Raw genomic sequence first — 25,741 nt, 5'->3', positions numbered from 1 at the left:
AATGACGATTAAGAATGCTGCTTACTAATCTTTAATGCTCCATCGTAATCTTACTTAATAATAGCTCTAAGCGGTGCTCAAGTATCGGTTAGAGCTTTTTGGTTGAATGTATTCTGAGTTTAAAATAGTTTTAGCTTAAACTGAGTTTTTTAGGAAACTCTTTCATAATGCGCAGCCATTGATCTAATACTGCTTTTAACAAAATAGGATTATTCGCAATTTGCCACAAAATAAAGGTGTTGAGAGTAATAAGCTTCCTAAGGATTATCCTTTTTTGGCAAATGATGCGGATTGGGATGACATTTTTGCTGTCGTTGTGGAAACCTTTAAGGATAAGGCGGATGATTTGGATAGGTAGAGAAAATGCTGCTATATTTAAGAGCTTTCTCTCATAGCCTATGGCATAAAAGTCTTTCAATAGACATCAAAAGTAGAGACGATTTTTTGTGTAAAACAAATAGACTTATACTAAAAAAACTTATACTCATGATGTTTGAACTGGAAATTTATGGTTAGGTAATTATAGAGTGAGGTAAATCGTTAAAAAACGAATGCTTAAATAAGTCTCTAATATTGTTGATAAGTGCACCACCAAAATGGCTTTTATTATCAATACTATATTTTTCAATTATTCAACGTATCACTCTCAATCCGACCATCAACCAAATTAATCGTGCGATCACAAGATGCTGACAAGCGCGGATCATGAGTGACCAGCAATACTGCGCAATCACGTTCCTGATTGACTTTGCGAAACAGCTCAAATACTTCGCCAGCCGTAACCGTATCCAGATTACCCGTAGGTTCATCAGCCAATAACAATGCAGGCTGAGTTATCAATGCTCGTGCAATGGCCACACGTTGTTGCTGACCACCTGAGAGCTCGTTAGGTTTACTGTCAGCGAAGCGCTCTAGCCCAACAGCTGCCAGTAGTTCATGCGCTTTTTGAATAGCGAACTTATCTGGACGACCCTGTGTCAACGTTAGCGGCATCAAGATATTATCTAAGGCGCTAAAGGCTTGAATCAGATGATGGAACTGAAAAACAAAGCCAATACTACTACCACGTAAAGCGGTGCGACCGGCATCATTCATGGCGCTGGTTGCTTGACCCAACAGATATAGCTCACCGCTGGTTGGCTGATCAAGTAAACCGAGTACATTTAATAAGGTACTTTTACCCGAACCTGAAGGACCAATCAGTGCTGCAAAGTCATTATTATTAATCGTTAAGTCAATACCATGCAGCACTTCAATCTCATTAGGCTGACCGATGTTATAAGATTTTTTTAGTGCCTCTAGACGCAAAACTTCGTGATATTGACTGGACATAAGGGTTGACGTCTTATTAAAAAGATTAGCAGAACGATTGTTAAAAGTGTCGTTGGAATCATTATTAGACATAGCGAATAGCCACCACGGGATCAAGTGCCGCTGCTCGCCGCGCTGGGATAGCGGCTGCTATAACACCGGTTAGCGTTGCTAACGACATAGTCACTAAAATTAAGTTTATCGATATTGGAATCGTAAATATATTGGGTCCAAAGGTATTAAAAGACCATACCAATACATAGCTGACGCCACTACCGACAATAGAGCCTAGCAAGCCAAATACAGCCCCTTGAAATAAGAATATTCGCAAGATTTGCTGACGGGTTGCGCCCATTGCTCGTAGGATACCAATCTCTCGCGTACGCTGAACTACACTGACCGACAACACACTGGCAATGCCAAAAGCCACCGAGATTGCTACAAAACCTACAATCATATTGCTGGACAGGCTTTGAGCGGTGAGACCATTCAGCAATTGGGCATTGGTTTTTATCCAGCTTTCTGCTTGCAGCGAGGTCAAGCGCCCGACTTGTGCAGCGATTTTCTCCGCCTCAAAGATGTCTTCAACCGTCAAATCAATGACTGTGATACCACCCGGCAAGCCAAGTAAGGACTGCGCTTGTTTTAGGTCTAGATAAACGTAGCGCGCATCTAGCTCTCGTACGCCGAGCTCGAATATACCAGCGATATTGACTACAGCGCTGTTGCTACTGAGTTTATTACTAAGGTTATTACTGGGACTACTATCACCATCGTCTTGACCAGTATCTAAACGCAGTTTGCTACCGACTTCTACACCCAAACTTTTAGCCAACTCACTGCCAATCAATACATTATCTGCGCCCACTCGGAGCTCGCCACTGATTAAATACTCATTGAGTGGTATGATCTGTTGATAGCGCTCCAAATCAGTACCTACTAAAATTACTGATTCTAGTGCCTCACCACGCCGTACGAAACCAGGCCCAGATACGTTTGGTGATACTGCTTTTAAGAGCGGTTGTTGATCTAAAGTATCTGTGATTTGCTGCCAATTATTGATTGAACGCAGACGCTGCGGACGTTTGTCTTCTTGTATCAGTTGTAGCGTATCATCAGCAGGCGGCGCTATTAGGTTGACTTCATCTGGCGATACTAAGCGAATATGTGCCTGACTACCGAGGGTACTGTCAATAAGGTTGGTCTGTAATCCTTGAATCAATGCGGTAATAAATATAATAACCGCAACACCTATCGCCACTCCCAGAGTAATCATGAGCGACTGTATTCGTCCCTCGCGCAAAAAACTGATGGCAATGGTGGCTTCAATCCAAAGTCTACCGAAAAAAGCCGTCAATTGACTGTCTCCGCTGATTGGCTCTTATTATTTGCCCTCATAATCTTATCAGCATCAGTATTAGCAAAAGGTGCTGCTTGTAGCTTGGTTCTAACTCGTGCGCCATCAGCTAGTGAGGCAGTGGCATCAACCAAAATCTCATCGCCTGCGCTTAAACCTGAGAGCACCTCTGATGCTGACAACCCTCGTAATCCTAATCTCACTTGTTGGCGTTGTACTTGACCATTACGCAATAGCAGAACTTCAGCATTACTTTCTTTAACATTGGCTAGCGCATCATTGGGAATCACTAATGCCTTTGCCCGTCGATCCGTTTCGATATTCACCGATACCGTCATATCTTGACGCAAGAAATCAGGTACAGGATCGACTGCCAATCTCACTTCTACCGTACCACGCTGTGGATCTATGGTTGGCGCAATAAAGCTAATACGCACGGGGAATGGCTTATCAGGATAAGCATCAGAAATTGCAATAGCTTGTTGCTGCACAGCCAGTCGGGATAAATTACGCTCATCAAGCGGTACGCGTATTTCAGTATTACCATCAAGGGCGATAGTGAACAGGCTCTGACCCGGCTGTACTAAATCGCCTATCTCCACATTACGGGTCAGGATAGTGCCTGATACTTTGCTACGTACTTGCGTTTTGTTGAGCTGAGCCTGCAATGCTGCGATACGGGCACGTAATAAGTCCTCCTCCACACCACCAGAGGATAATGCCTTTGCTTTCAGGCGGGCGTTTTCAAGGTTATTACGGGCTTGTGCTTGTGCTTGGATTGCCTGCTCCATCTCCTCATCAGAGATGGCCGATATGGCTACCAACTCACGTCTACGCTCGACATTACGGGTGGCTTGTGCCAACGCTACTTCAGCATTGACCAAATCCACTGCTGCCTGTGGACGGTTACTACTTATAAGCTCTGCCAACGCTGCCTCTGCTTGACGCACTTGAGCGGTAACTTCATCTGAACTGAGTACTAGCAATAAATCCCCTGCTGCTACTTGCTCGCCTTCTTGTACCAGCCGCTCTAGTACCACCCCAGCGACTTCACTACCAATTTCAGTACGCGATACGGCAACAACACGTCCAGTCGCTACTACCGTCTGCACTAAAGGCATAGAGGATATGCTATAGCTTGGTAATAATGGTCCTTGCCACCAGCGAAAAGCTAAAAAAGCAGCAATACATATGAGCAATAGTGCGCTAACGATAGATTTATAAGGAATAGCGCGCAATGAGTTTCTCCCGTTCAGAGTAGAGAGCTATCTAAGCATAGCCTTTGCTACATTTAGTCATTATGGAAGTTTACCTGAAAGATTTTACTAAAGTAATAATAGCCGATATTTTAGCAATAGATAGGATTGGGCTGCAGCTTCCTAGATTACCTCAAGAATATAAGTAGTTGATGCACGTGTAAACCACTCAAAAATGGCAACTGCTCCTATAAGAGACATGATGGTAAATAACTTTAGGCATAAAAAAGTCACCGATACGGTGACTTAGAACTGCTGATTGTATTGGTATACTTAATGGCTTATCAATATAAATTGATTCACACTTAAATAGTGTTACCCCAAATAATGTGGTCACTTGCTGAAATCATTGCCACAGCAACATCAACAAGCGACTATTGAGCATTAATAACGACCAATAATATCTAATGTTTCTTAAGATTCTGAGACGACAGCATAACGCTCGTTACGATGTTCAGGCTGCTCAATCTCATCAAGCATGGCGATGGCAAAATCAGCATAACTGGTATACGCCTCACCTTTGCTATTCACTAAGGCCACATCGCTGCCCGTAGCATAACGGCCTGTACGTTTGCCTTGCGCATCGAATAGACCACAAGGGCTTAGATAGACCCAATTCAAATCTGACGTACTTTGCAGCTCTTCCAAGTTTTTACGCATCTGTAATGCCGTATCTAAGAACTGAGCAGGGAAACCTACTGATTCATGAATCCGCTCACTGTGACTCTCATCCGTGAATAAGCTACCACCGCTACCGACAACAGCGAGACGAGTATTGGTATGCCCTTTTAGCGCATCAATCAACACATGACCTGCCGTTGCATGCTGCTCTTCCGTACCAAAAGTTGCATTAAACGCATTAATTACCACATCGTATGGCGTCAAGTCTGCAGCCGTCAACTCAAAAATATCTTTTGCGACCACATCAATCGCACTGTCTTGTGGTAATTTTTCTGGGCTACGAACAATAGCCGTCACCTTGTGACCTCGGTCCAAAGCTTCTTGCATAATCAAACGTCCAGACTGACCAGTAGCACCGATAATGGCAATTTTCATAATGTATTCCTGTTTATTGTTAATTAATATTGAAACAGCAAGGTGGTCATTAATATAATACCAACCTGTAACTATTTAAGTTACAGGTATGATAAAATGAATACTTATTGAAGTCAACTATGAATAATTATTAAAAAAAACCAGCTTTTAATAAGCGTGTTTGAACCGTAAACTGTCAAAAGTAGTGAGTGTCATAAAAATGTTATTCTGTAGGTTATTAAATTAATAAATAAGAGAGAGAGGCGGTATGTCTATCACGACACGTTTTTCGGTCGGTATTCACATTTTAGCGGTATTGGACATTTACCAAGATGAGGTAACCTCATCAAGTTTTATCGCCTCTAGCGTTAATACCAATCCAGCGGTGATTCGTAAGATCATGAGTCTGTTAAAAGCGGCTGGTCTGATTCATGTGCGCGCTGGGGTTGCCGGTGCGCGCTTAACGAAGCCACCAGAGCAGATTCCATTATTAGCGGTGTATGAAGCGGTATATGCAGATAATAAATCACAAGAATTGTTTGATGTCCATCAAGATACCAGTGAGCGTTGTTTGGTAGGGATGCATATTCAATCAGCAATTAACCCTATCTTGCATCGGGTAGAAGAGGTTTTAAAAGAAGAACTAGAAAAATCGAGTCTTGCGGATGTGATTGAGCAAATCCGTAATCAACAATAGACGTTATAAGAGAGTGATTTGTTATATAGGCTATTCATTTTCAAACTTGTCATCCTCTGACCGATAAAGTCATAAAAAGTTTTGGAAAAAATCTTTATTAAGATAGCAAGTCTCGAAGCCTGTATAACGCACTAATCAAGCTAAAAATGCAGATTAGCGTGATTGTCAGGAGGTTTTAGAGGGGTATATCTCAGTGAGACTAGCTAATTACCCTTCGATTAATTACCCTTCAAATAGTTATGACAAACAACCTATCCTGATTGATTACCTAAAAACGCTAACTACTTAACAGTTAGTGGTTATTAAGTAGTGGCTATCAAGATATAACTCATCTACATGACCAAATATTCACACCTTTTAAAAGTAGAGAGACTTTAAATTACTAGACTATTACAAAAAAGTGAATCAGCATTTAGCCAGATTCTATATTCTAATTAAGTAAAAAATGGTTCTGATAAAGTGTTTAAAATAATCGTTCAGCGCTATCGTAACCGTCGTTAGCATCATCAGCCATTTACTTTTTATTTCAGTCTAAAACCAATTTAAGAAGGTATCTCAATGGAAAAGCTAGAGTCACACCGCGTATTATTTTGTATAGGTATTAACCAAAACTTTATGGATGCTCCGATAGAAGAGATGAAGCAAGTTTGGCAGGCATTTAGCCAAATGATACAAAATATTGACGAATTACCGGGGTTAAACATTCTAGGTATTATGGATGACGACCGTCTACAAGTAGGCGCCGCCTCAACGGCACCTTGGATGGCTTATATCATGGCTGACGTACCAGATATCGAAACGATCATTGCCGCTTGTAATTTCTTTAGAACAGTTCCTGTTGGTGACGGTACTTATAAATTATGGAAATATTGTAAGATTGAAGCCCGTATCGGTAGAGAATTGGTTGTTCCTGAATAAGACATTTATTAAGAGCGAACTATCCAAAGATAGTTATTAAAAGAGAGCCATAATGAAAGATGTCATTGTAATCACTGGTGCTGCACAAGGCTTAGGTGAATATATCGCCAAAGCGCTTATCAGCAACGGTTTTCGCGTAGCAATAACGGATGTTAATGAGCAAAAGGTAGTCGAGACAGCCAAGAAACTTGATTCTGATGCCGACACTGCGGTTGGGTTTAAGTTAGATGTGACCAAAAAACAGGATTTTGAGCAAGTATTAGCGAATGTTGAAGCGCATTTTGGACAAGTGAATGGTCTTGTTAACAACGCAGCGCTTACTTTAATGACGCCTGTAATGGAGGTGACTGCTGAGGAGTTCGATAAGGTTATCAACGTTAATCTGCGCGGTACGTTATTTGGTTGCCAAGTATTTGGTGCTTATTTAGCAGAAAAAGGTTACGGACGTATTGTTAATATGGCGTCATTAGCAGGTCAAAATGGCGGTGCAGCCGCCAGCGTCCATTATGCTTCGAGCAAAGGAGGCATTCTGACCATGACTAAGGTGTTTGCGAGCAATTTAGCAGCAAATGGCGTTACCGTGAATGCAGTTGCCCCTGGTCCTATAGATTTACCAATTGTATATGAGCTGGTTCCGCCTGAAAAACTGCAACATTTATTAGAAAATGTTATCCCTGTAAAAGCCTTGGGTAGCCCCAGTTTTATTGGAAATATTGTCGCTCAGTTACTGCAACGCGATGCGTTTGGAGTGACGGGGGCGACGTGGGATATGAATGGTGGCTTATTTATGCGTTAACAATGACTGATACAACTCTAATTTATTGGTAGTGCGGGACGCGAAATTTTAATGATGCCTTTTAAGTAAAGGTACTTGTTATATACTACGGTTTTTGCGTTCTGAACCGCCCCGACTATATCGGCTGCTGATTTACTTGAGTCAGGCAGCGATGCCTGATAGGGTTAAATTATCATAATACCGTCTTTCAAACTCAAAAGGTAACACATAACCAATCGTGCTATACAAATGGGTTGTATTAAACCTGAGAAGCGTTAAAAATCGATTAATTATCGATTTAGCTTAGCAAGACAAGAGCTGTGCTCGCAGTGCCACCCATTCAAGCGTGGCTAATTCAACATCATTTACACCGTTCCAGTTCTGCTTTAAATAATGAATCACCTCAGACTTATAAAGCCCGTTGACCGTTTCAGCCAGTGCATTGTCGTACGAATCACCAGTCGTACCCACAGAGGCAATCACGCCAGAGTCAGTCATCCTAGAAGTGTAGCGAATGGATAAGTACTGAATGCCCCTATCGCTATGATGAATCAAATTCTTAGGATTGTTCCTATCTACTATCGCTTGATTTAACGCTGCTATCACCATATCCGTGTTCATACGATTAGATACTTTCCAGCCGACAATAGCGCGTGCAAACACATTAATAATAAAAGCGGTATACACCCAGCCGCTCAATGTCTTGATATAGGTAAAATCCGCAACCCACAACTGGTTAGAGCGATGAGCATTAAAGTTACGATTGACAAAGTCATCAGCGCGTTTTTGGTCGTCACGGATGTTGGTGGTAATTTTGCCTTTGCCACGCCAGACGCCCTGCAGCTCATGTTGCTTCATTAAACGTTCTACCGTACAGCGTGCTACACGAGTGCCATCCGCTTTCATCTGCTGCCAAACCTTACGAGCGCCGTAACGGCATTTGCTATCCTGCCAAATATATTTGATCTCGCTGATGTAATAATCGTCATGCTGTCTGCGCAGTGAGCGCTTGTGTGGGTTGTCGCTTAAGTCTTTAGCGCGATAATAAGTTGATGGGGCAATCGGTAGTACTCAACAGATTAGCGCGACCCCATAATGACCTTTATGATCATCAATGAATTGAATCATTACTAAGGCGTGTGGTCGAGCTCCGCCTGGGCGAAAAAAAGCAGCAGCCTTGCGTATTATTTCGTTGGCTTGTTTAAGCTCTCTATTTTCACGTTTAAGCGCTTTAATGCGTTGCTCTTGGCTTTGAGCTTGTACTGAGGCAGGAATGGTTTGCTCGATATGCTTTTTATTCCATAATCGTAGAGTTTCAGGTGTACAGCCAATCTTTGACGCTATGGCTTGAATGGCTGACCATGTAGATGGATAGTCGCTTAATGCTTCTATTAGCATGTAAACGGCGCGTTCTTTAATCTCAGGAGTGTAGTTTCATGTTTTCATTGTCGTACGCTCTCAGAAAGTTAAGTCTCCGACAATACCGGGGCGGTTCAGTGCTTTATTTCTCGTTATTTTAGGGACTCAATTCTGCTGCCAACTGTGAATTGTGCTGGTAATAAGTCAATAAAACAGCGAAGCTTCTCGAATAGTCATACCATCAGCTATGCTGGAAAGTACCTGTTTGCGATAGTCGATTGAATAAGTCATCGTTTATATCATTAAATGCGATTGTTTAATAGGATTGTATCGGTTTTATTTGGATTAGACTAGAGCCTGTTCGGTAAAGTGATGCACCATAAAAACAATAATTTTTTCAGTAATAAATATCTTGATAGTGTATGTATATTTTGCATTCTATGTAAATAGAACCTCATACCATTAATAAGTTGAACTAGCTTTCTGTAAGAATTTTTTCTTAAAAAATCAATAAAAAGCAGCGTTATTTTTTTGGGTTTAATACTAACATTTGTTACTTGGATGTTTGTTTTTTGTATATAATGAATTAATTTTAGGACTTACGCAAACTTTAAAGAAGGCGACCTTAATTTCTGACAGAGATAATTATCGAGTAAGCCCTGAATTTAAAATCTAGTAAAAAAATTATAAAGGTAGCTAGAAATTTTAATTAAAAGGGTGAGTGATGAAAAAGGCTATATTGATACTTTTGTGTTTGGGGGTTGTTCAAGTTAGTAATGCTGAAATTATTAAAGTGCATGGGGAAGGTGCTACACCTATCATCAAAAAAGATCTGAATGGCACACGTAATCAAGCATACAACAATGCAAAAACTGATGCTGTCATTGCGCTCATTAAGCGTATTAATGGTCCGCAGGCGATGAATGAAGCGAGTCAATATTTAAATGACATTGTCAAACAAATTGACAGTAATTATGTGCTAAACCGAGGCAGTAGTACCAACAGCAACAATGAATTAGTCACTCAAGTTAGTCTGGAAATAGATGACCAAGAATTTCGTTCAATTCTTAATGATTTAGGATTGGCAAAGAAAAATGGTCGCACCAGTCCGATTATGATTGTGATGGATGAATACTTCGGCGTACCAAAAGATAACGCTAAGCCAGTTAAAGAATTTACTTCTTATTTTGCAGATCGTAGCTATAGCTATAATGAAGATGCCAGTTACAAAGCTAGTGAAAGTGCCAAAGCCAGTGCGTCAGATTCTTATTCTACAAAAGGACGTTCAGCTGCTGCCTCAGGCTATGCCTATGATAATTATTATGGAGCGGGGGTTGGTGTTTCAGCTCGTTCAGCAAGCCATAATAATTCAGGTAAATCAGCATCCTCAAGTAGCTACAATGCCAGTGAGTCGGCAAAATATAGCCAATCTGAAAGTCAAAATGATATTCAAAGTTTTGTGAAATATGTGGAATATCAAACACCAAGTACTAAAGCTGAGCGTAATAATCAAACATTAAATGCAATTGCAAGTGCTGCATCTCGTTATGATTTGCGGTTGCTCGATTCTGACCGTTTCAGAAGTCAGTATTTAAATGGTCGTAGTATGACAATTCAACAACTCATGAGTGATGTAGAGCTTAATAAGCTAGTAATCGCGGCGCGTAAAGAAAAAGCGGACTGGTTTATGGCTGGTAGCTCTTATATTTATGATCGTGGTCGTTCGAGTGCCACGGGTCAATTTGTCTGCGATGGTGCGGTAAGTTTTAAAATTTATTCGGTAGATGATTCAACTTTAATGGGCGGGGAAACTCGTACAGAATCATCGACAGGTGCGACCACAGACTCGTGCCGTACTAATGTAGCAAAGAAACTAGGTGAATTAGCCGTTAGCCAAGTTGGACCACAGATTTTAGGTTATGCAAAAAATCGCTCGATGTACGGTAAAGAGATTACCGTTTTTGTGAAAAGTGTTTCTGGTAATGTTTCGTCACGTCTAGGGGATGATTTGTATATTGCTTTAGATGAAATGGATGGCGCAGAAAATATCGATATTCGCACTCAAGACGGCAAATTGGTTGAAATGACCATGACCTATAAGAGTGACAAACCGATTAGTGCAGAATTGGCTAAAGCGCTACGTAAAGTAAGCCCAACGTTATCAAGTGCTGAGCGATTACTAGCTGGAAATACCATCACACTCTGCATCGGTGGTACACAGTGCACATAAAATTCAAAGTCTTATGTTTGGCTATGCCGATGCTTGTTTCAGCATGGGCAAATGCGAATATTCAAATCTACCCATCGAAAGGTATTTTTGGATTGGAGCAAGGTTGTCGTACCAATCCTAGCAAATATGAAGCGAATGGTTCTTCTATTGTGTGTGATTTTAGTCAAGCGATTGACAATGAAATCATTCGTAAACAAGCCGAGCAATTTTTTGTACAAGGTTTAAAACAAAATTTCGGTGAACAAGTTGTCGATACTATTTCGCAAAAAACTAAAAATCGTACTTATATAGCATCTCTAGAAGTTTTACGCGCGAGTGAATACATTGTCAAGAAGGATTCGACAGCAGAAATTTTTCTGCCAGTCACCTTAAGTCTAAAACTCACTAACGTGTTGTCGGGCGAGGTCATTTATAGTGACAGTGCGACGTTGTCGCAACCGATTCAGGTACTGACTACTGAAATTGATTCCCCTACCACAAAAACAGCCATTAAACAGAAATTTCAAAGTACTTTGTTGACATTGACTAAGCAAGTGACTGAAGAATTAAAATCGAAACTTAAAATTTCTGAAACTGAGACCCAAGTGATTGATAAGTGGAAATCTTATTTGGTTCTAGATAAAGGCTTTAAGCAAGGGATCGCTGCACAAGATGAGCTGAGTTCAATAGATGGCGATTTGATTCGTGTGGTACATGCGGACAGTGATTATGCTGTGGCACTGCCAATATTGATGCAGGGTCGTAGTAAACGCTTTAGTAAAGTATCAACCAATACACGTCAGGCTATAAATAAGCCTAAAGCATTAGTGGTTGATGTACTGACTTATCAAGGCGAATCAAAAGATTTAATTGAGCAAATCTTTTCTGATGCAGTAGGTGAGCAAGCTTCATTTACTTTGACTCCAGTCAATCGACGTTATAGTGCTATGGCACAAAGTGTTAGTGAACAGACTGTATTAGCGCAAAGTGAAGACATTAATCAACGTGAGTTACCTGAATTTTTTATTCGGATTAATGTCATTCCTGTAATTGCTTATCAACAGCAGATTGGGAAAATAACTCAGCAACAAGTTCTCCATAGTGAAGTGTTTGGTGAAATGATTGATCGTTCTGGTCGCGTGATCTACTCAGCACATGCAACAGATGATATTAAAGATGTGATTTCAGAAGGAATGGGATTTTCTCTAGAGGCACGTAAAGAAGTTGTATTGAAAAACGCACTTTTGAAATTAGGTCAACAATTTCAAAAAGGGATTCAATTTACTCGTTCTGATTTAAAAGTCTCGAGTTCAAGTGGTCAACGCATTACCATTGATGATGCGGGGGAACGCTTAAGTACCGGAATGAAAGTCCATGTTTATCATTCAGATAAGGCAACAGGACGTAATATTCTGATTCCAACATGGGAAGCGACTGTTTTGGAACGTCAAGGTGCGAAAGTTACCGCGCAATTAGATTTCCCTGTCAACAGCAGTGATCGTTTACCCGTGCGTTCTGGAGACAGAGTTTTGCTTGATAGTTCTGCTCCAGTGGGTGACTCGAAGCAATCGCGTGTTTTATGTCCAAGCTTACATACCGAGCAAGTCGGTGAAATTCCATTTTATGGTTTTGGTCCTTTGATTTACCACGCTTTTACCAGTCAGTCGAAAAGACCGTTTTATGCGACAGGTTCAGGCTTTAAAGGACAGACCCTACTGAAAGATGCGGTCGTTGCTATGACTGAAAATGCTGGGTTTAAAAAAGATATGAAAGTTAACTTTTATATTCCAAAAGATGAATGTTTACAGCCGGTACTTAAGACTGAAGTGAAACAAGACAGTATTAAATGTAATGCAGACAAAAGTAATTGTGACGCCACATTGGTTATGGCTAGTGGTGCACGCATATTCAACCAAAAGTCTGAAAAAATAGGGGCTTATGGTTTGCAACAAGAAATCAGATTAAAGGGTATAGATCATCAGCATCGGCATGAAATGTATAACATTCAGATGTTTGAGACTTTACCAAAAATTTTAAATCAAATCGTGCAAAAAGCCGATTCTTCAAAATAGGGATAACAAGGTATGAAAAAAATTGCAATTGTTTTAGCAATAGCAGCTTCAATGGGAACATCAAGCGTCTATGCAGGTTTTGGGTCGCTGAGTAAGATGGCATCGTCATTATCTGAATCTGTTACTGGCGTATCTTCTTCAAATATGGATATTAACGGTTTCTTCACGCAGGCTAAAGCAACCAATGTAATGTTTACTCAGAGTCGTACTGCTTTAGCTTCATTACTCGCAAGTAAACAAGATTCAGATGAATTAAAAGCAAAACAGAAAAGTCTAAAAACGACCTCTGATCTGAAAGAAAAGGACGCAATTGAAAAACAAATTGTAGCGTTATCTAATACTGTTTTAGAAGCCTCTCAAAAAGATGAAGAAGGAACAGTAGCTAAGCTGGCAGCATTGAATGCGGAGCAGAAGACACATTTGTTGGACTCTGCAACAAACTTTGCAATCGCAAGTTTAACGGCTCGTGAATTGGCGCTAGGCGCTAAACAAGTAAGTACGGGTTTAATATCAAATCCAAAAAGCTTGACTAATACAGGAATGTCTTTAGTTGATGCTAAAGGTGTGATCGGAGATATCACTGGTATTGCTAAAAATTCAACTATGGCTTTGGTGGAATATCCAAAACTATTTAAAAAGGCTGGTATTGAATTCAAAATGCCGACAAGTTCATCAGATAAACCAAAAGTACTGAGTGATATTTAAAAAGATTAATTTAGGTGAAACCTTAAATACAATCAAAATTGTAAATGATGGTTAAATCATTTAAAGAAATAAGAGAGCCCTCTACAGGGCTCTCTTATGTTTTAGTATTTTACGGAATTTAAAGCACTAAAATATGGTCAACGTCTCAGGACTTTCCCTTAAGCTGACCAATCAAGACATGGAATTATACCAATACCGTTGCTGATAAATTTTATAAAAGTAATGGTGTGATGTCGCAAATTGCCAACAACACACGTGAGCAAGCGATGCTAGATGATTTCCCTCGAGCCATTGGTAACTCTGCGTAATGTCATGGGACTGCCATACAACCACAAGCGTGTGTATCGCATCTATTGTGAACTTGAATTAAACCTTACAATCAAGCCCAGGCGCCGCATTAAACCAATACCACTTGCTGTACCTAATAGGATAAACCAAAGCTGGAGCATGAACTTTATGCACAACGCCCTAACTGATGGTCGCAGCTTTAGACTGTTCAATGTGATTGATGATTATAACCGTGAAGCGCTCACGGTCGAGATTGACTTCTCGCTACCGGCTCAAAGGGTCATTCGCAGTCTCAATCAGCTCATTAAGTATCGAGGTAAGCCTATGCAGATAAAATGTGATAACGACCCTGAATATATCAGTAATGCGCTCAAAGACTGGGCCAAAGATAAAGGCATCACGGTCAGTTATATTGAGCCTGGTAATTCACAGCAGAATGCTTATGTTGAACGCTACAATAGAACCATGCGTTATGATTGGTTAAACCAAGAGTTATTTACCACTTTAGATCAAGTCCGTCAGCAAGCAGAAGGTTGGTTGTACCACAATAATCATGAACGTCCTAATATGGGCAATGGTAGTTTTATGCCAATACAGAAACTCAATCAGGCAGCTTAATTCTATTTATTAGGTGTCTTAGGTTTGGGAGGGTTACCGACAGACGCCATCGTCAACAACAAGGTATCGCTCGAGCCAAGGCGGAAGGCAAATACGTGGGTCGTCGAATGGATATTGAGAAGCGTAAGATTATCGCCAGTCTGCTTAAATCAGGTCATAGCTATTTAGACATTCAAAAGACAGCCAAGTGCTCAAGGCAGCTGATAGCAACAGTATCTAAAAACCTGAGAACTTCATCTCTTTAGCCACTCACTTACTTATCTTTATATTGAAGGTCAAGCACTAAACGCTAGTAAAATATAGATTTGAAGCTTATTAGTAAAGTAATTAGTTGTATTTTTTTATTATTAGAATAGAGCTGTTTTTTTATCAAACTGTCTAAAAGACTAACATTATGGTATAACATAGTTTAAAGGAAAGACTGCTCTGTAAGCAGTCTTTCCTTTAAACTAAATTATCATTGCCCTTGAGATATAACGCTATCTACTAAATCATCTATCCCTTTTCATTCAACTCTTTTGGTCGCGTTTCCTTGATGCCAGAAGCACATACTTCAGCGATTTTATCAGAGGGCACATCACCAAAATCTTTCACCATCCATTTTAACCAACCAACGATGATAAGTATCATAATAAAGAGAATCGGAATACCGGTGATGATGGCACTGGTTTTAATCGTATCTAAACTTGCGCCGATAAAAATCATCGTCAATGGTACTAGCGCTAACATCACACACCAAAATAGGCGATGCACCGGATGTGGCTCTTCATTGCCTTGTAATTTTGGTGTTGCTGTAGAAGCCATAGTAAATGCAGCACCATCCAAAGTTGTGGCAAGAAATAGGACGGAGATTGCACAGAACAAAATCATGAAAGCGCTGCTGAATGGCAATGTTTGTAAGACGGCAATAATGGCATTGTTATCTTGACCCGCCCCTAACATCCCAACCACGTCGACCAGTCCTGTCAACTGTCGATCAATGGTTAGACTACCAATAATACCAAAGAACAAGAAACAGCCGGCACTACCACTAATTAAGGTATTGATAACGACTGAGCGCAGCGTGCGACCTTTTGATACTTTAGCAATGAAAATACCAGTGAAAGGCGCATAAGTAATCCAGTATAACCAGTAAAATATCGTCCATGACTGCGGGAAGCCACTTTTACCAATAGGATCGGTAAATAAACTCATTTGCACAAAGTTCTGCAGCATTAAGCCCAGAGAGTTAGTAGTATTTGCAATAATAAAATTCGTCGGTCCTAAAACTAAAACCCCAACACAGAGAAGTAACGCCAGTTTTGTCGTAAAATCTGCTAAATTTGACATACCTTTTTGTAAGCCGATATAAGAACTTAGCGAATAGACGACAGAAATGATGAGAATCAACACGATATTCATCGTAAATGAGGGTTCAATGCCCAATACCGTACTTAAGACATTATTAACCAATGGAACCGAAACGCCTAAGGTAATACTTAACGCGCCAAAACAGATAAAGATAAAAATGACATCAATAATACGCCCTAGTACGCCACTTTGCTTAATACCCGTAATCGCGCTAACAATGGCGCTTAAACTCAGCCCTGCATTTTTGCGTACATATAAATGATAGCAAATAGGAAGTGCGACTAAGGCGTATAGCGTCCATGCACTGAAACCCCAATGAAACATATTGTAAGGTAATGACATCTCATATGCTTTTTGCGAGTTTGCCTCAATGCCAAGTCCAGGGGTTTCAATATAATAAGCCCATTCCACAAACGCCCAATAGACAGTGGCTGAGCCCAGTCCACAGGCAATCATCATTGAAATCCATTTGAAGTTGGAGTACTCCGGTGCCTCTTCCCCAAAGCGAATGTTGCCATATTTACTGGTTGCCACGAAAGCCAGTAATAAAACACCGAGGAAAGTGAATATCAGTACCCCCGAGCCAAACCACTCTGTCATTTTCCCAAAGATAGCACCTGCAACCACTTGTGATTGCTCCGGCTGAAGATACAAAGCGCCAACCACAATGACTACCAATGCGATACTGACAGAAATTAATAGTTTATCTACTTGTCTACTCATGACGATCCCCAATTCCATTTTGGTTTTAAATCTATAAATCCTTTAACTACTTTAGATTTTGTATAATTCCATTATATTTTCATCGAGTTCTACGCCAAGTCCAATGGTATCCAGCACCCTTACATGACCCTCTTCTAATGGCAGTAAATTCTTGACCAGTTTGGTAAATAACGGACTCTCACTTTGTGAATATTCAATCAAGTCGCCATACTTGGTAGCCGCTAGGAATTGCACGGTAGCTGCTAATAAAATCCCCGTACTAAAACCATGTGGAATCATTTTAACGCCATTCATTTCAGCAATATTATTGATAATACGCATCTCACTAATACCACCACAGCGAGTAATATCGGGCTGAATAATATCGGGCTGTGCTTGCCTTATAAAATCCTCAAACTCATAGCGTGTGGTTAATGACTCACCACCAGCTATTTTGGTCACCGCCAGTTTTGCCAGTTTGAGATAGCCTTTCATATCATCAGCTAATACAGGTTCTTCAATCCAATTTAAATGGAATGACTCTAATTTTTTGAACATATCAGCTGAATGGCTATAGGTGTTCCATTTAGAAGCCAAGTCAATTTGTAGCTCAAAGTCGTCACCCAATTCTTCGCGAACGGCTTTCACCAATTCATAATCGGTAATCGGATCATTACCCATGATGCCGCCACCAAATTTCAGACTGGTAAAGCCTTTTTCTTTGAGTTTTCTAGCAATCACTCTGTTATCGTCTGGAATATCTGCGGGTATAAAAGTGCCATAGGCGCGAATTTTATCTCGATACTTACCACCCAATAAGATATGAATAGGCACTTGGTGATATTGAGAAGCGATATCCCATAACGCAATGTCAATGGCACTCATCGCATGAATACCCGCACCGCGTCTGCCTAAATAATTAGAACCCCAATACATTTTGTCCCAAAGTTTTTGAATCTCTAAAGGACTTTCACCCAGTAAGAGTGCCTTTAAACCAGAACAGTATAGGTTTGAATTTGGGGCTTCGATGATGGCTTTTGCTACTAACGGTGAGGTGTCACTTTCACCAATCCCGACTAAGCCCGTATCGGTAATCACGCGCACAATGAGCGCATCTTCGCCCCATTCACAAGCTTGATCAAGTGCTGGAACTCTTAGGCTAATCACTTCTATATCTACTATTTTCATCTTTAAACATCCTTTTAATTAATTTTCTTAAGTTAATACAGTATTTTGAGTTGTTGGTGGTTATCTGTGGCGATATCGGTATCAATAAAGAAAACCGTTTTATGCTGTCCAACCTGTTGTATCCAGAGTAATTTTATAACTGCTCGCTTGTTCAATTAACGTCCAGTCCATCTCAATACCCAATCCATTGCCATCTGGCGCGTGTACATAGCCCTCTTTATCCGTTCTAATCGTCGTTAGTGCGCCAAACTCTAAAGGCTCAACGGGAACGGCTTGCTCAAAATAGGTGCTGTTGTTATAAGCTAACATGAGATGCAGGTTGGCAGCTTGCGACAAGGTATAACCCCAAGATTGCAGCTCAACGGTCATCGAATTGGCTTCTGCAAGCCCCATAATTTTTTGAGTTTGAGTAATGCCACCTGCAAGCGTGGCATCGACACGGACACTTGACCAACCGTTGTTTTGAATACCTTGCTCAATTTGATTAAGATAAAGTAAGGTATTTCCAGCGGCTAGAATAGGGATATCAACACGGGATTTTAAGTCTCTATAGCCTTCTAAATCAGTGTCGGATAATGGCGCTTCAAACCAAATATAATCATGCTTTTCTAAAATTCGCGCGGCTTTTAGCGCCTCTTCTCTGGTATAAGCGCTTTCTACGTCCATCATGAATTTAAGACCCGAGTCCTTAAACACCTCATGAATCGCTGCCACTAACGCCATATCTTTTTCAAAGATGCACCAAGTGTGGAATTTAATAATCTTATAGCCTTGGTTTTTTAAGTCTTGAACGTGTTTGATATAAGCTTGAATAGTCGGTAGGAAAGGCGTGCTGGCATAAGATAAAATTTTATTTCTAGCGCCACCAAGCATCTGGTACAGCGGCATTTTTGCGAACTTCGCCACCAAATCCCATAACGCAATATCTATCGGTGACAATGCTTGTGGTTTCATTTGTACGCAGCGACTTGCCATCAAAGAATAAATAGCTTCTCTGTGCAGCGCCGATTTGCCAATCAGAAAGGGCAGCAAATGACGGATAGACTCTGCAAGGCTTTTATCAATGCCACCTTCCGTCCAAGAAATTGCAGCGCCAAATCCCTCATAGCCATCAGCTGTCCGTATTCTGACAATGGTATTGGTGATGACCAAGTCATCATAATGCGAGGAGGTTTTGTATTTAGCATCGGGTCCGGCAACGACAAATACGTCGATTTTGTCAATTTCAAGTTTCATAAATATCCTTATTTTTGAACTTTAAAACAGCCGTTTCACTTAGCTGTCAAACGGCTTTTTAATCCAATAAATACACGTCTGGAAGATTGGTATCGACGATATGACTTCTTAACGCCTCGATTGCTTCGTCGACAGAGCTCCCATTTACCAAAACGTTTATCAATTCTTCATGCTCAACAAGCCACTTTTCCAACGTTCCAGATCTACTGTTTTGATGTAAAAAGTGCAGGCGGATTCTATTGACAATACTTTCCCAAATTCGAATGACATTCTCTAAGCCAGAAGACTGAACGATCAGTCCATGTAACTGAATATCTAACTCAATAAATGTTAATAAATCCTCATAAAAAATGGCTTTTTTCATCTCTTCTAGAATAGCTCTAAACTGAGTTTTCGTTTTTTCTCCCCAAACTGAAAAGCCTTTTTTTAGCGCAAATATTTCAATTTGCAGCCGCATTGGAATTAGGATTTCGAGGACTTCTTCTTGGGTAATGGTCGTCACTCTCGTGTCTTTGTAGGGTTCAGAAATCAGTAAGCCTTCTTGCTCTAACAGCAACACCGCCTCTCTTACCGAGGTTCGACTAACCCCTAAGCTTTGTGATACCTGAAGTTCGGTGATTTTTTCTCCCTGCTCTAACTTGCCTTCAAAAATCATTTTTTTGATTTCTTCTGCGATTTGCTGTTTTAACGAGCTTTTGGAAAATTTACCAGACATAAAAATTCATCCATTGCTTAATTATTATTTTTTAACTTTGTCTAATTATCGACAATCCATTTTTATAAATTATACTAAGTGGCTTTATTTGTAAAGAATTTCCTGAACTATTGGATTAAATTAGCTCTAGATTGTGAAAAAGCAATGGAGATATCTTTAGATGCTACATATCAAAGATACAGTAATGCGCATGAGTTCTAATCAGAAGAAAACCGGTCGCTCGGAATAGAACTTAAATAGTTCTATTCCGAGCGACCGGTTTTGATTGAGGGTGATGTGAATAGGTCTTTACTGTTAACTTTTGACAAGTTTTTAGAAGTATTATTCTATATCAGAGTGATCTAAAGCATATAACTTGCTAGGAGCCCAGTTAGGAAAGCTATCTTTATCGACTAAAACAGCATGAAAGTTTTTGTAGAAGGTTGCAGTGCTCATAAAGTGAATACTCATGTTTTTTTCCATTTCAAGATATTTATTAAGCGACTTGCTTATAACATTTATTAGTTTTTGCAACATTACTTTAAGAAAGGTAGGTGATTTTAAAAAAAGGTTAGTTACTTCTTGATATGCCCATCCACCCCTCTGAGAGCGTCACTTTGAAAAGGTTCTATTATTTCTTCTACCGTTTTATACTGAAAGTGACGATCTATCTCTTTTTGAACAATACTTTTTTAGCCATATAAATAAAAAAAAGGCTTTCTACATAAAGAAAGCCCTATTTTTGTTTAATCAAATAACTACTAATATGTAAAAATGGAAATTTCTGAAATTAAGTTTTACTTCATCTACCGCTCAATCACTTTTTCATCGATCATTTCAGTAAGCAGTTGCGTTACTGTTTTACGACTATCAAGCGCATGCTTTTTCAGCTTAATATACATCTCTTCATCAAGATTAAAGTTCACCCGCACGGTCTTTGTAGGACGGTCGGTAACATCTGATAAGCTCAATTCACTATCTACTTTCTTACTCGGTCGACCCGCAGCCAAACTCATACCCTACTCCTCAATAAAAAATGTTTTAATTTCATTAACCAATGCCGTCATTTCTTGTATTGCATTGCTGTTAGGCGACTCGGTATCAAAAACGGTTTTGCCAATGGCAGCGCTGTTAGGATAAGCAACACGCTGCATGATTCTGGTATCCAAAACTGGTAGACCGTAATCTAGTAATGCCGTCGCTACCTCTTTACCAATATTGGTATTTTGAATAGCGCGCGATACTACAAAAGCGGCTTTTAACTGACCATCCATTACTTCAATGCGCTGCTGTACCAAATCTACCAAATCACTGGTTGCCCAAATATCATACGGGCTTGGTTGTACGGGAATCAATATAAAGTCAGCCGCTTTAATAGCAGAGATAGCAAGGCTAGTCGCTTGCGGTGAGCCATCAATCACCACATAATCTTTATCAGACACGCTTTTTAAATCTTTATCTAGCGTTGGACGATCAAGACCAATGACTGGCACCGGATTATCCTCATCAACCGCGCGCCAATCGCGCGCACTGCCCTGCTTATCGCTATCCACCAGTAATACGCTGTGTCCCTGCAATTGCAAACCACGGGCAATCTGAGTGGCAATAGTGGTCTTACCACTACCACCCTTTTGATTCAATACTGCGATGACTTTCATAGGAGATTATCCGTTTTGAGTATTTGAGTATTTGAGTATTTGAGTATTTGAGTATTTGAGTATTTGAGTATTTGAGTATACTGTAAAAAATAGCATTTATTAAGTAAAAACAGTGACATAGTGAATAAAATTACAAACTAACTAATGATAATATCTACTTATTTTGACTTAAAATAATCATCAAATGGTCGTTTAGAAAACTCTTTTGGACGCTCTGCTATCAGTTGTTCCGCTCTTGCCCAAAACGCTTCGTTACTTTCTCTGGCTTCGACTGACAATAAGCGGTGATCATTATAGTCTGCAGTGAATTGTGAGGAGCGAACGATACGTCTGATTTTATCTAAAGACAATGCGCCCTTATCATCTGTTAGTAAGAGGGCTCCTTTTTTATAGAATGCAAACGTAACGCTTCGATGTTCTCGTTTAACCTTTCGATAGGAAACGGTGACGTTGTAATTAGTGTTTTCGTTAATCTGCTCTACGGCTGTATTTAATACACGATCACGTAAGTTACTAAACTGTCGATATTTGTCCTCAACGCCCATCATATATCGAAAATCATCTAACTCTAAAGTTTCACTCCATCTGTTTTGCCCTTGCCAACACACAATCATTTCATACAATCTTACCGCGTAAACGCTAGTTAACTCTACCGTATCTGCGAGTCTGTATCGGGTGAAATTATTCTTAAGCTGAGTTAGATAAGGCAATATATCTTCAGCGAACCTAAGAGTCACTTGTGCATCATTGGGCTGAAATTTAACACTAGATACAAATCGCGTGCGTAGCGTCTCATCATTATCTAACTTTATCGTCACCTCTCTCTCAAAAAGATGGTCAGCGGCTTTTTTCAAATCTCTATAAGCATTACGCTCAGTAGAACCTCGATAAAATAAACCTTTAATCTGTTCAACAGTAACGATGAACCGACTTTCAATAGAAACAATCGGTGCGTCTGGTAGCGAGTTTATTTGACTGACACACGCCAATAATAAATTTTGCTCGTGACGAGTTAACGCATAGCTAGCGACTACTAAATCATTTGATTTAGCGACCAGATTGTTTTCCATATGAGATTCTCTCTGCCCAAATTAGGAGATATATTATAACGAATAAAATCAGTTATCAACCATATAAAAAAACATGTTTGATATTTTGTGTGTTCTCGCGTCATTTTGTGTGTTCTCGCGTCATTTTGTGTGTTCTCGCGTCATTTTGTGTGTTCTCGCGTCATTTTGTGTGTTCTCGGCTTGTAACCCTTTGATTTTAAAAAGGAAAAAGTGCTCTAAACAAGAGTAAACAAGGTTAAACACGATTAAATAAAAACCTTTTAATAAAAAATCAATTTTTTCTGTGGATAACTTAATAAAGATGGAAAAATAATAGAGTTTCACCCTCTACATTTTTATAGTTTAAATATGAAGGGAAAATAGATTAAGCAACATTAATAATTACAAAAATTAAAATCATTGTATTGAGGTCTTTAAGGTAAGCAATGGTCATGATCAGACCTTTACTGTTACCATATGTCATCTTTGTGCTGCCCGTCCACCACTTTGCAGCCAACCATCACTTATCACCCACATTGAGACCACCGATTATGGCAAAACCTGCCGTCAATAAAAATGACACTACTAAAGACGTGCGCTTTGAAGAAGCCCTTTAGTATACTGCCAATAAGCTGCGTGGTAGTGTCGAATCTTCTGAATATAAGCGTATTGTCCTCAGCTTAATTTTCCTAAAATTCATCAGTGATACCTTTGAGGCACAGCGCCAAAAGCTAATTGCCACGGGTCATGAAAAACACATCGACATGGTCGCCGCTTATACCAAAGATAATGTGTTCTATTTGCCAGAGGACAGCCGTTGGGACTTTATCCAGCAACACGCCAAGCAAGAAGACATTGCCCTAAAAATTGATACGGCACTCAGCACCATTGAGAAAACCAATAAAGCCCTAAAAGGCGCATTGCCGGACAATTACTTCTCACGTCTGGGCTTAGATAGCAGTAAATTGTCAGCGCTGATTGATGTGGTCAATAACATTGATAGCATTGGTAATCCTGAGGAAGACACTGTTGGACGCGTCTATGAATATTTCTTAGGTAAATTTGCGGCAAGTGAAGGCAAAGGCGGTGGCGAGTTCTACACGCCAAAATCAGTGGTCAATCTGATCGCTGAGATGATTGAACCCTATCAAGGTAAGATTTATGACCCCTGTTGCGGCTCAGGCGGTATGTTTGTGCAGTCGGTGAAGTTTATCGAAAGTCACCACGGCAACACCAAAGACGTGTCTATCTATGGGCAAGAGTACACCAGTACCACTTATAAATTGGCGAAGATGAACCTTGCCATTCGCGGTATCTCAAGTAATTTGGGCGATGTGGCGGCCAATACCTTTTTAAAAGACCAACACGAAACCCTCAAAGCCGACTTCATCATGGCCAATCCACCCTTTAACCAAAAGGACTGGCGCGCGCCTGACGAGCTGGTCGATGACCCTCGTTGGGCAGGCTACACCACGCCGCCCACGGGCAACGCCAACTATGCGTGGATATTGCACATGATATCCAAGCTGTCCGAACACGGGACTGCTGGTTTCGTACTCGCAAACGGCTCCATGTCGACCACCAGTGGTGAGGGCGAAATCCGTCAACAAATCATCGAAAACGACCTCGTCGATTGCATGATTGCGCTACCGGGTCAGCTGTTTTATACCACTCAAATTCCGGTGTGCTTATGGTTTATCAGCCGTGACAAACAAGCCACCTCTGCCCATAGCCAAGCCCGTGGACTGCGTAATCGTAGCGGTGAGACGTTATTCATTGATGCGCCTAACATCGGCAGTATGATTAGCCGCACTCATAAAGAGCTGTCCGTTGATGATATTGCAGGCATTGCCAACACTTATCACGCATGGCGCGGTGAAGCGGAAGCAGGCGGTTATGAAGCCTATGAAGACGAAGCAGGCTATTGCAAATCAGCAAGTATTGCTGATATCAAAGCCAATGACTACGTGCTGACACCGGGGCGTTATGTGGGCGCAGCGGCGATTGAGGATGACGGCATCCCGTTTGAGACCAAAATGGCGGAACTGAGCCAAACGCTATACGCACAAATGCAAGCGTCTGAGCAGCTCGATGCGGTGATTCGTCAGAATTTGGAGGGGTTGGGTTATGGCGAGTGAGTATAAGAGTCTTACAATTGGTGAAACTTGTCATGTCACAGATGGGGCGCACTCTAAAGTAAAACGTCAAGAAGATGGTATTTTATATTTAACTTCCAAAAATATAAAAGTGGGTACACTTATCCTTAGATAAGGTAGATTATATCAGTGAAGCTGATTATGAAAAATTATTTTCAACTGAATCTAAGGCTCAACGTAGACCACGGGATGGAGATATCCTGATAGGTATAATTGGTACATTTGGAAATGCTTATAGATATAAAAAAGGCGATATATTTGGAATTTCTAGCTCTATAGCAATTATTTGTCCAGACATAGAGATTCTGGATTCTGATTTTCTTTATTATGTTGTTACAGGTGATGTATTTAAAGCAATACATTTAGCCTATAAATCAGGTTCAGTGCAAGGTTATACAAATATACCTACAATCAAAGAGCTTCCATTACTAATCCCACCGCTCCCAAAACAAAAAGCCATTGCCCATATTCTTGGCTCGTTAGATGACAAAATTGAGCTTAACCGCCAAATGAACGAGACACTAGAAGCGATGGCGCAAGCGTTGTTTAAAAGTTGGTTTGTGGATTTTGATCCTGTGCTTGATAATGCGCTCGCAGCAGGAAATCCCATACCTGACGAATTATCAGCACGTGACGAACAACGTCAAGCCATACCAAAAACTGACACCAACAATCACGCCATTCGAGCATTATTCCCTGATGCGTTTGAGTTTACGGAAGAAATGGGCTGGATTCTGGAGGGTTGGAATATAACAAAAGTATTGGATGTATCAGAGAAACTAACTAAAGGAACCACTCCTAGCAAAGCTGATTTATCCAAAGCCAAAGACGAAGCAATTATCCCATTTTTGAAAGTGATGAATATCGATAATAATGGATTTATTAAAGCAGAAAGACTGGAGAATATCCCAAAGAGTATTCACGAAGGTTCGCTTAAAAGGTCTATTGTAAGAGAAGATGACGTTTTATTCTCTATTGCTTGAACGATTGGTCGAACTTCGATTATTCCAAAAAAACTAGATAATTCTAATATTAATCAAGCTGTTGCATTTATCAGACTAAAAGATTCTAGAAAATCTAATTTTTTACTGCAACTATTGAAGTTTGA

Annotated in this window: 19 protein-coding genes, 5 pseudogenes and 1 other annotated feature; of the genes and pseudogenes, 11 read left to right on the top strand and 13 right to left on the bottom strand. The window is 40.3% G+C overall.

All coding sequences use genetic code 11. From position 1 onward, the window contains the following. Nucleotides 1-220: 220 nt before the first annotated feature. Nucleotides 221-358 carry a hypothetical protein gene (locus AOC03_RS12735; protein ID WP_157049366.1) on the top strand — a complete coding sequence of 46 codons (138 nt, stop codon included), beginning with the start codon at nt 221-223 and terminating at the stop codon, nt 356-358. A gap of 266 nt (nt 359-624) precedes the next feature. Here the strand turns inward: AOC03_RS12735 and AOC03_RS12395 are convergent, their stop codons facing one another. The 4 genes from AOC03_RS12395 to AOC03_RS12380 all read right to left on the bottom strand — a co-directional run bounded on the left by AOC03_RS12395 (nt 625) and on the right by AOC03_RS12380 (nt 4,980). Next, nucleotides 625-1,332 (bottom strand): ABC transporter ATP-binding protein, encoded by a 708-nt coding sequence (locus AOC03_RS12395; RefSeq protein WP_062536956.1) that lies wholly within the window; start codon nt 1,330-1,332, stop codon nt 625-627. 64 nt (nt 1,333-1,396) lie between these two features. Continuing rightward, entirely contained in the window at nt 1,397-2,668 is a 1,272-nt protein-coding gene (locus AOC03_RS12390) for an ABC transporter permease (RefSeq protein WP_157049365.1), read from the bottom strand. Continuing rightward, nucleotides 2,665-3,906, bottom strand: coding sequence for an efflux RND transporter periplasmic adaptor subunit (locus AOC03_RS12385; protein ID WP_062536920.1), 1,242 nt, complete (start codon nt 3,904-3,906; stop codon nt 2,665-2,667). Before AOC03_RS12385 ends, AOC03_RS12390 begins: the two co-directional genes overlap by 4 nt. A gap of 432 nt (nt 3,907-4,338) precedes the next feature. Continuing rightward, nucleotides 4,339-4,980, bottom strand: coding sequence for an NAD(P)-dependent oxidoreductase (locus AOC03_RS12380; protein WP_062536918.1), 642 nt, complete (start codon nt 4,978-4,980; stop codon nt 4,339-4,341). A gap of 247 nt (nt 4,981-5,227) precedes the next feature. Between AOC03_RS12380 and AOC03_RS12375 the strand changes: the two genes are divergently transcribed. The 3 genes from AOC03_RS12375 (at nt 5,228) to AOC03_RS12365 (ending at nt 7,370) form a co-directional block, all read left to right on the top strand. Then, on the top strand, nt 5,228-5,656 hold the full coding sequence (locus tag AOC03_RS12375) for an Rrf2 family transcriptional regulator (RefSeq protein ID WP_062536917.1): 429 nt from the start codon (nt 5,228-5,230) through the stop codon (nt 5,654-5,656). Between the two features lie 558 nt (nt 5,657-6,214). Further along, a complete protein-coding gene (locus AOC03_RS12370) occupies nt 6,215-6,574 on the top strand; it encodes an IacB protein (protein WP_062536915.1) in 360 nt (119 codons plus the stop codon). Between the two features lie 52 nt (nt 6,575-6,626). Next, entirely contained in the window at nt 6,627-7,370 is a 744-nt protein-coding gene (locus AOC03_RS12365; protein ID WP_062536913.1) for an SDR family NAD(P)-dependent oxidoreductase, read from the top strand. 141 nt (nt 7,371-7,511) lie between these two features. Here AOC03_RS12365 and AOC03_RS12625 read toward each other — a convergent pair. Beyond that, nucleotides 7,512-8,747: pseudogene (locus AOC03_RS12625) on the bottom strand (IS3 family transposase). Next, nucleotides 8,403-8,520 (bottom strand) — a sequence feature (AL1L pseudoknot). It overlaps the preceding pseudogene by 118 nt. Before the next feature lie 685 nt (nt 8,748-9,432). On the opposite strand from AOC03_RS12625, the gene AOC03_RS12350 reads away from it, so the two are divergent. The 5 genes and pseudogenes from AOC03_RS12350 to AOC03_RS12945 form a co-directional block, all read left to right on the top strand. Next, nucleotides 9,433-10,938 (top strand): hypothetical protein, encoded by a 1,506-nt coding sequence (locus tag AOC03_RS12350; RefSeq protein WP_062536911.1) that lies wholly within the window; start codon nt 9,433-9,435, stop codon nt 10,936-10,938. 23 nt (nt 10,939-10,961) lie between these two features. Continuing rightward, nucleotides 10,962-12,989, top strand: a complete 2,028-nt coding sequence (locus tag AOC03_RS12345) for a hypothetical protein (protein WP_084785928.1) — start codon at nt 10,962-10,964, stop codon at nt 12,987-12,989. Nucleotides 12,990-13,001: 12 nt separating this feature from the next. Beyond that, nucleotides 13,002-13,694 carry a hypothetical protein gene (locus tag AOC03_RS12340; RefSeq protein WP_062536909.1) on the top strand — a complete coding sequence of 231 codons (693 nt, stop codon included), beginning with the start codon at nt 13,002-13,004 and terminating at the stop codon, nt 13,692-13,694. A gap of 300 nt (nt 13,695-13,994) precedes the next feature. Further along, nucleotides 13,995-14,600 (top strand): annotated as a pseudogene (locus AOC03_RS12335) (DDE-type integrase/transposase/recombinase); the annotation flags it as partial. A gap of 38 nt (nt 14,601-14,638) precedes the next feature. Continuing rightward, nucleotides 14,639-14,845: pseudogene (locus tag AOC03_RS12945) on the top strand (resolvase); the annotation flags it as partial. Between the two features lie 250 nt (nt 14,846-15,095). Here the strand turns inward: AOC03_RS12945 and AOC03_RS12330 are convergent. The 8 genes and pseudogenes from AOC03_RS12330 to AOC03_RS12300 form a co-directional block, all read right to left on the bottom strand. Next, nucleotides 15,096-16,673: a BCCT family transporter gene (locus AOC03_RS12330; RefSeq protein ID WP_084785929.1), complete on the bottom strand. Its 1,578-nt coding sequence runs from the start codon at nt 16,671-16,673 to the stop codon at nt 15,096-15,098. Between the two features lie 51 nt (nt 16,674-16,724). Beyond that, on the bottom strand, nt 16,725-17,840 hold the full coding sequence (locus AOC03_RS12325; RefSeq protein ID WP_062536907.1) for a mandelate racemase/muconate lactonizing enzyme family protein: 1,116 nt from the start codon (nt 17,838-17,840) through the stop codon (nt 16,725-16,727). A 99-nt stretch (nt 17,841-17,939) separates the two neighbouring features. Beyond that, a complete protein-coding gene (locus AOC03_RS12320; RefSeq protein ID WP_062536905.1) occupies nt 17,940-19,076 on the bottom strand; it encodes a mandelate racemase/muconate lactonizing enzyme family protein in 1,137 nt (378 codons plus the stop codon). Between the two features lie 58 nt (nt 19,077-19,134). After that, a complete protein-coding gene (locus tag AOC03_RS12315; RefSeq protein ID WP_062536903.1) occupies nt 19,135-19,791 on the bottom strand; it encodes a GntR family transcriptional regulator in 657 nt (218 codons plus the stop codon). 321 nt (nt 19,792-20,112) lie between these two features. After that, nucleotides 20,113-20,361: pseudogene (locus AOC03_RS13060) on the bottom strand (enoyl-CoA hydratase/isomerase family protein); the annotation flags it as partial. A gap of 215 nt (nt 20,362-20,576) precedes the next feature. After that, on the bottom strand, nt 20,577-20,786 hold the full coding sequence (locus tag AOC03_RS12310) for a hypothetical protein (RefSeq protein WP_062536901.1): 210 nt from the start codon (nt 20,784-20,786) through the stop codon (nt 20,577-20,579). 3 nt (nt 20,787-20,789) lie between these two features. Continuing rightward, complete coding sequence (gene parA, locus AOC03_RS12305; RefSeq protein ID WP_062536899.1) at nt 20,790-21,428, bottom strand: ParA family partition ATPase; 639 nt, start codon at nt 21,426-21,428, stop codon at nt 20,790-20,792. Between the two features lie 158 nt (nt 21,429-21,586). After that, nucleotides 21,587-22,498 (bottom strand): replication initiation protein, encoded by a 912-nt coding sequence (locus tag AOC03_RS12300; protein WP_062536897.1) that lies wholly within the window; start codon nt 22,496-22,498, stop codon nt 21,587-21,589. 530 nt (nt 22,499-23,028) lie between these two features. Between AOC03_RS12300 and AOC03_RS12295 the strand changes: the two are divergent. Together AOC03_RS12295 and AOC03_RS12290 are read left to right on the top strand one after the other, a co-directional pair. Further along, nucleotides 23,029-24,615: pseudogene (locus AOC03_RS12295) on the top strand (type I restriction-modification system subunit M). A gap of 143 nt (nt 24,616-24,758) precedes the next feature. After that, on the top strand, nt 24,759-25,616 hold the full coding sequence (locus tag AOC03_RS12290; protein WP_084785925.1) for a restriction endonuclease subunit S: 858 nt from the start codon (nt 24,759-24,761) through the stop codon (nt 25,614-25,616). Nucleotides 25,617-25,741 lie beyond the last annotated feature (125 nt).

Source organism: Psychrobacter urativorans, assembly GCF_001298525.1.
GTDB lineage: Bacteria > Pseudomonadota > Gammaproteobacteria > Pseudomonadales > Moraxellaceae > Psychrobacter > Psychrobacter urativorans_A.
The sequence above is the reverse complement of the archived record's forward strand: the minus strand, read 5'-3'. Positions and strand labels throughout refer to the sequence as shown.

Bases quoted from the DNA above. Each gene is read 5' to 3' on its own strand.
- AOC03_RS12350 (WP_062536911.1), top strand. From the start codon at position 9,433: ATGAAAAAGGCTATATTGATACTTTTGTGTTTGGGGGTTGTTCAAGTT.
- AOC03_RS12325 (WP_062536907.1), bottom strand. From the start codon at position 17,840: ATGAAAATAGTAGATATAGAAGTGATTAGCCTAAGAGTTCCAGCACTT.
- AOC03_RS12315 (WP_062536903.1), bottom strand. From the start codon at position 19,791: ATGTCTGGTAAATTTTCCAAAAGCTCGTTAAAACAGCAAATCGCAGAA.
- AOC03_RS12300 (WP_062536897.1), bottom strand. From the start codon at position 22,498: ATGGAAAACAATCTGGTCGCTAAATCAAATGATTTAGTAGTCGCTAGC.
- AOC03_RS12395 (WP_062536956.1), bottom strand. From the start codon at position 1,332: ATGTCCAGTCAATATCACGAAGTTTTGCGTCTAGAGGCACTAAAAAAA.
- AOC03_RS12380 (WP_062536918.1), bottom strand. From the start codon at position 4,980: ATGAAAATTGCCATTATCGGTGCTACTGGTCAGTCTGGACGTTTGATT.
- parA (WP_062536899.1), bottom strand. From the start codon at position 21,428: ATGAAAGTCATCGCAGTATTGAATCAAAAGGGTGGTAGTGGTAAGACC.
- AOC03_RS12370 (WP_062536915.1), top strand. From the start codon at position 6,215: ATGGAAAAGCTAGAGTCACACCGCGTATTATTTTGTATAGGTATTAAC.
- AOC03_RS12320 (WP_062536905.1), bottom strand. From the start codon at position 19,076: ATGAAACTTGAAATTGACAAAATCGACGTATTTGTCGTTGCCGGACCC.
- AOC03_RS12375 (WP_062536917.1), top strand. From the start codon at position 5,228: ATGTCTATCACGACACGTTTTTCGGTCGGTATTCACATTTTAGCGGTA.
- AOC03_RS12330 (WP_084785929.1), bottom strand. From the start codon at position 16,673: ATGAGTAGACAAGTAGATAAACTATTAATTTCTGTCAGTATCGCATTG.
- AOC03_RS12340 (WP_062536909.1), top strand. From the start codon at position 13,002: ATGAAAAAAATTGCAATTGTTTTAGCAATAGCAGCTTCAATGGGAACA.
- AOC03_RS12310 (WP_062536901.1), bottom strand. From the start codon at position 20,786: ATGAGTTTGGCTGCGGGTCGACCGAGTAAGAAAGTAGATAGTGAATTG.
- AOC03_RS12365 (WP_062536913.1), top strand. From the start codon at position 6,627: ATGAAAGATGTCATTGTAATCACTGGTGCTGCACAAGGCTTAGGTGAA.
- AOC03_RS12345 (WP_084785928.1), top strand. From the start codon at position 10,962: ATGCCGATGCTTGTTTCAGCATGGGCAAATGCGAATATTCAAATCTAC.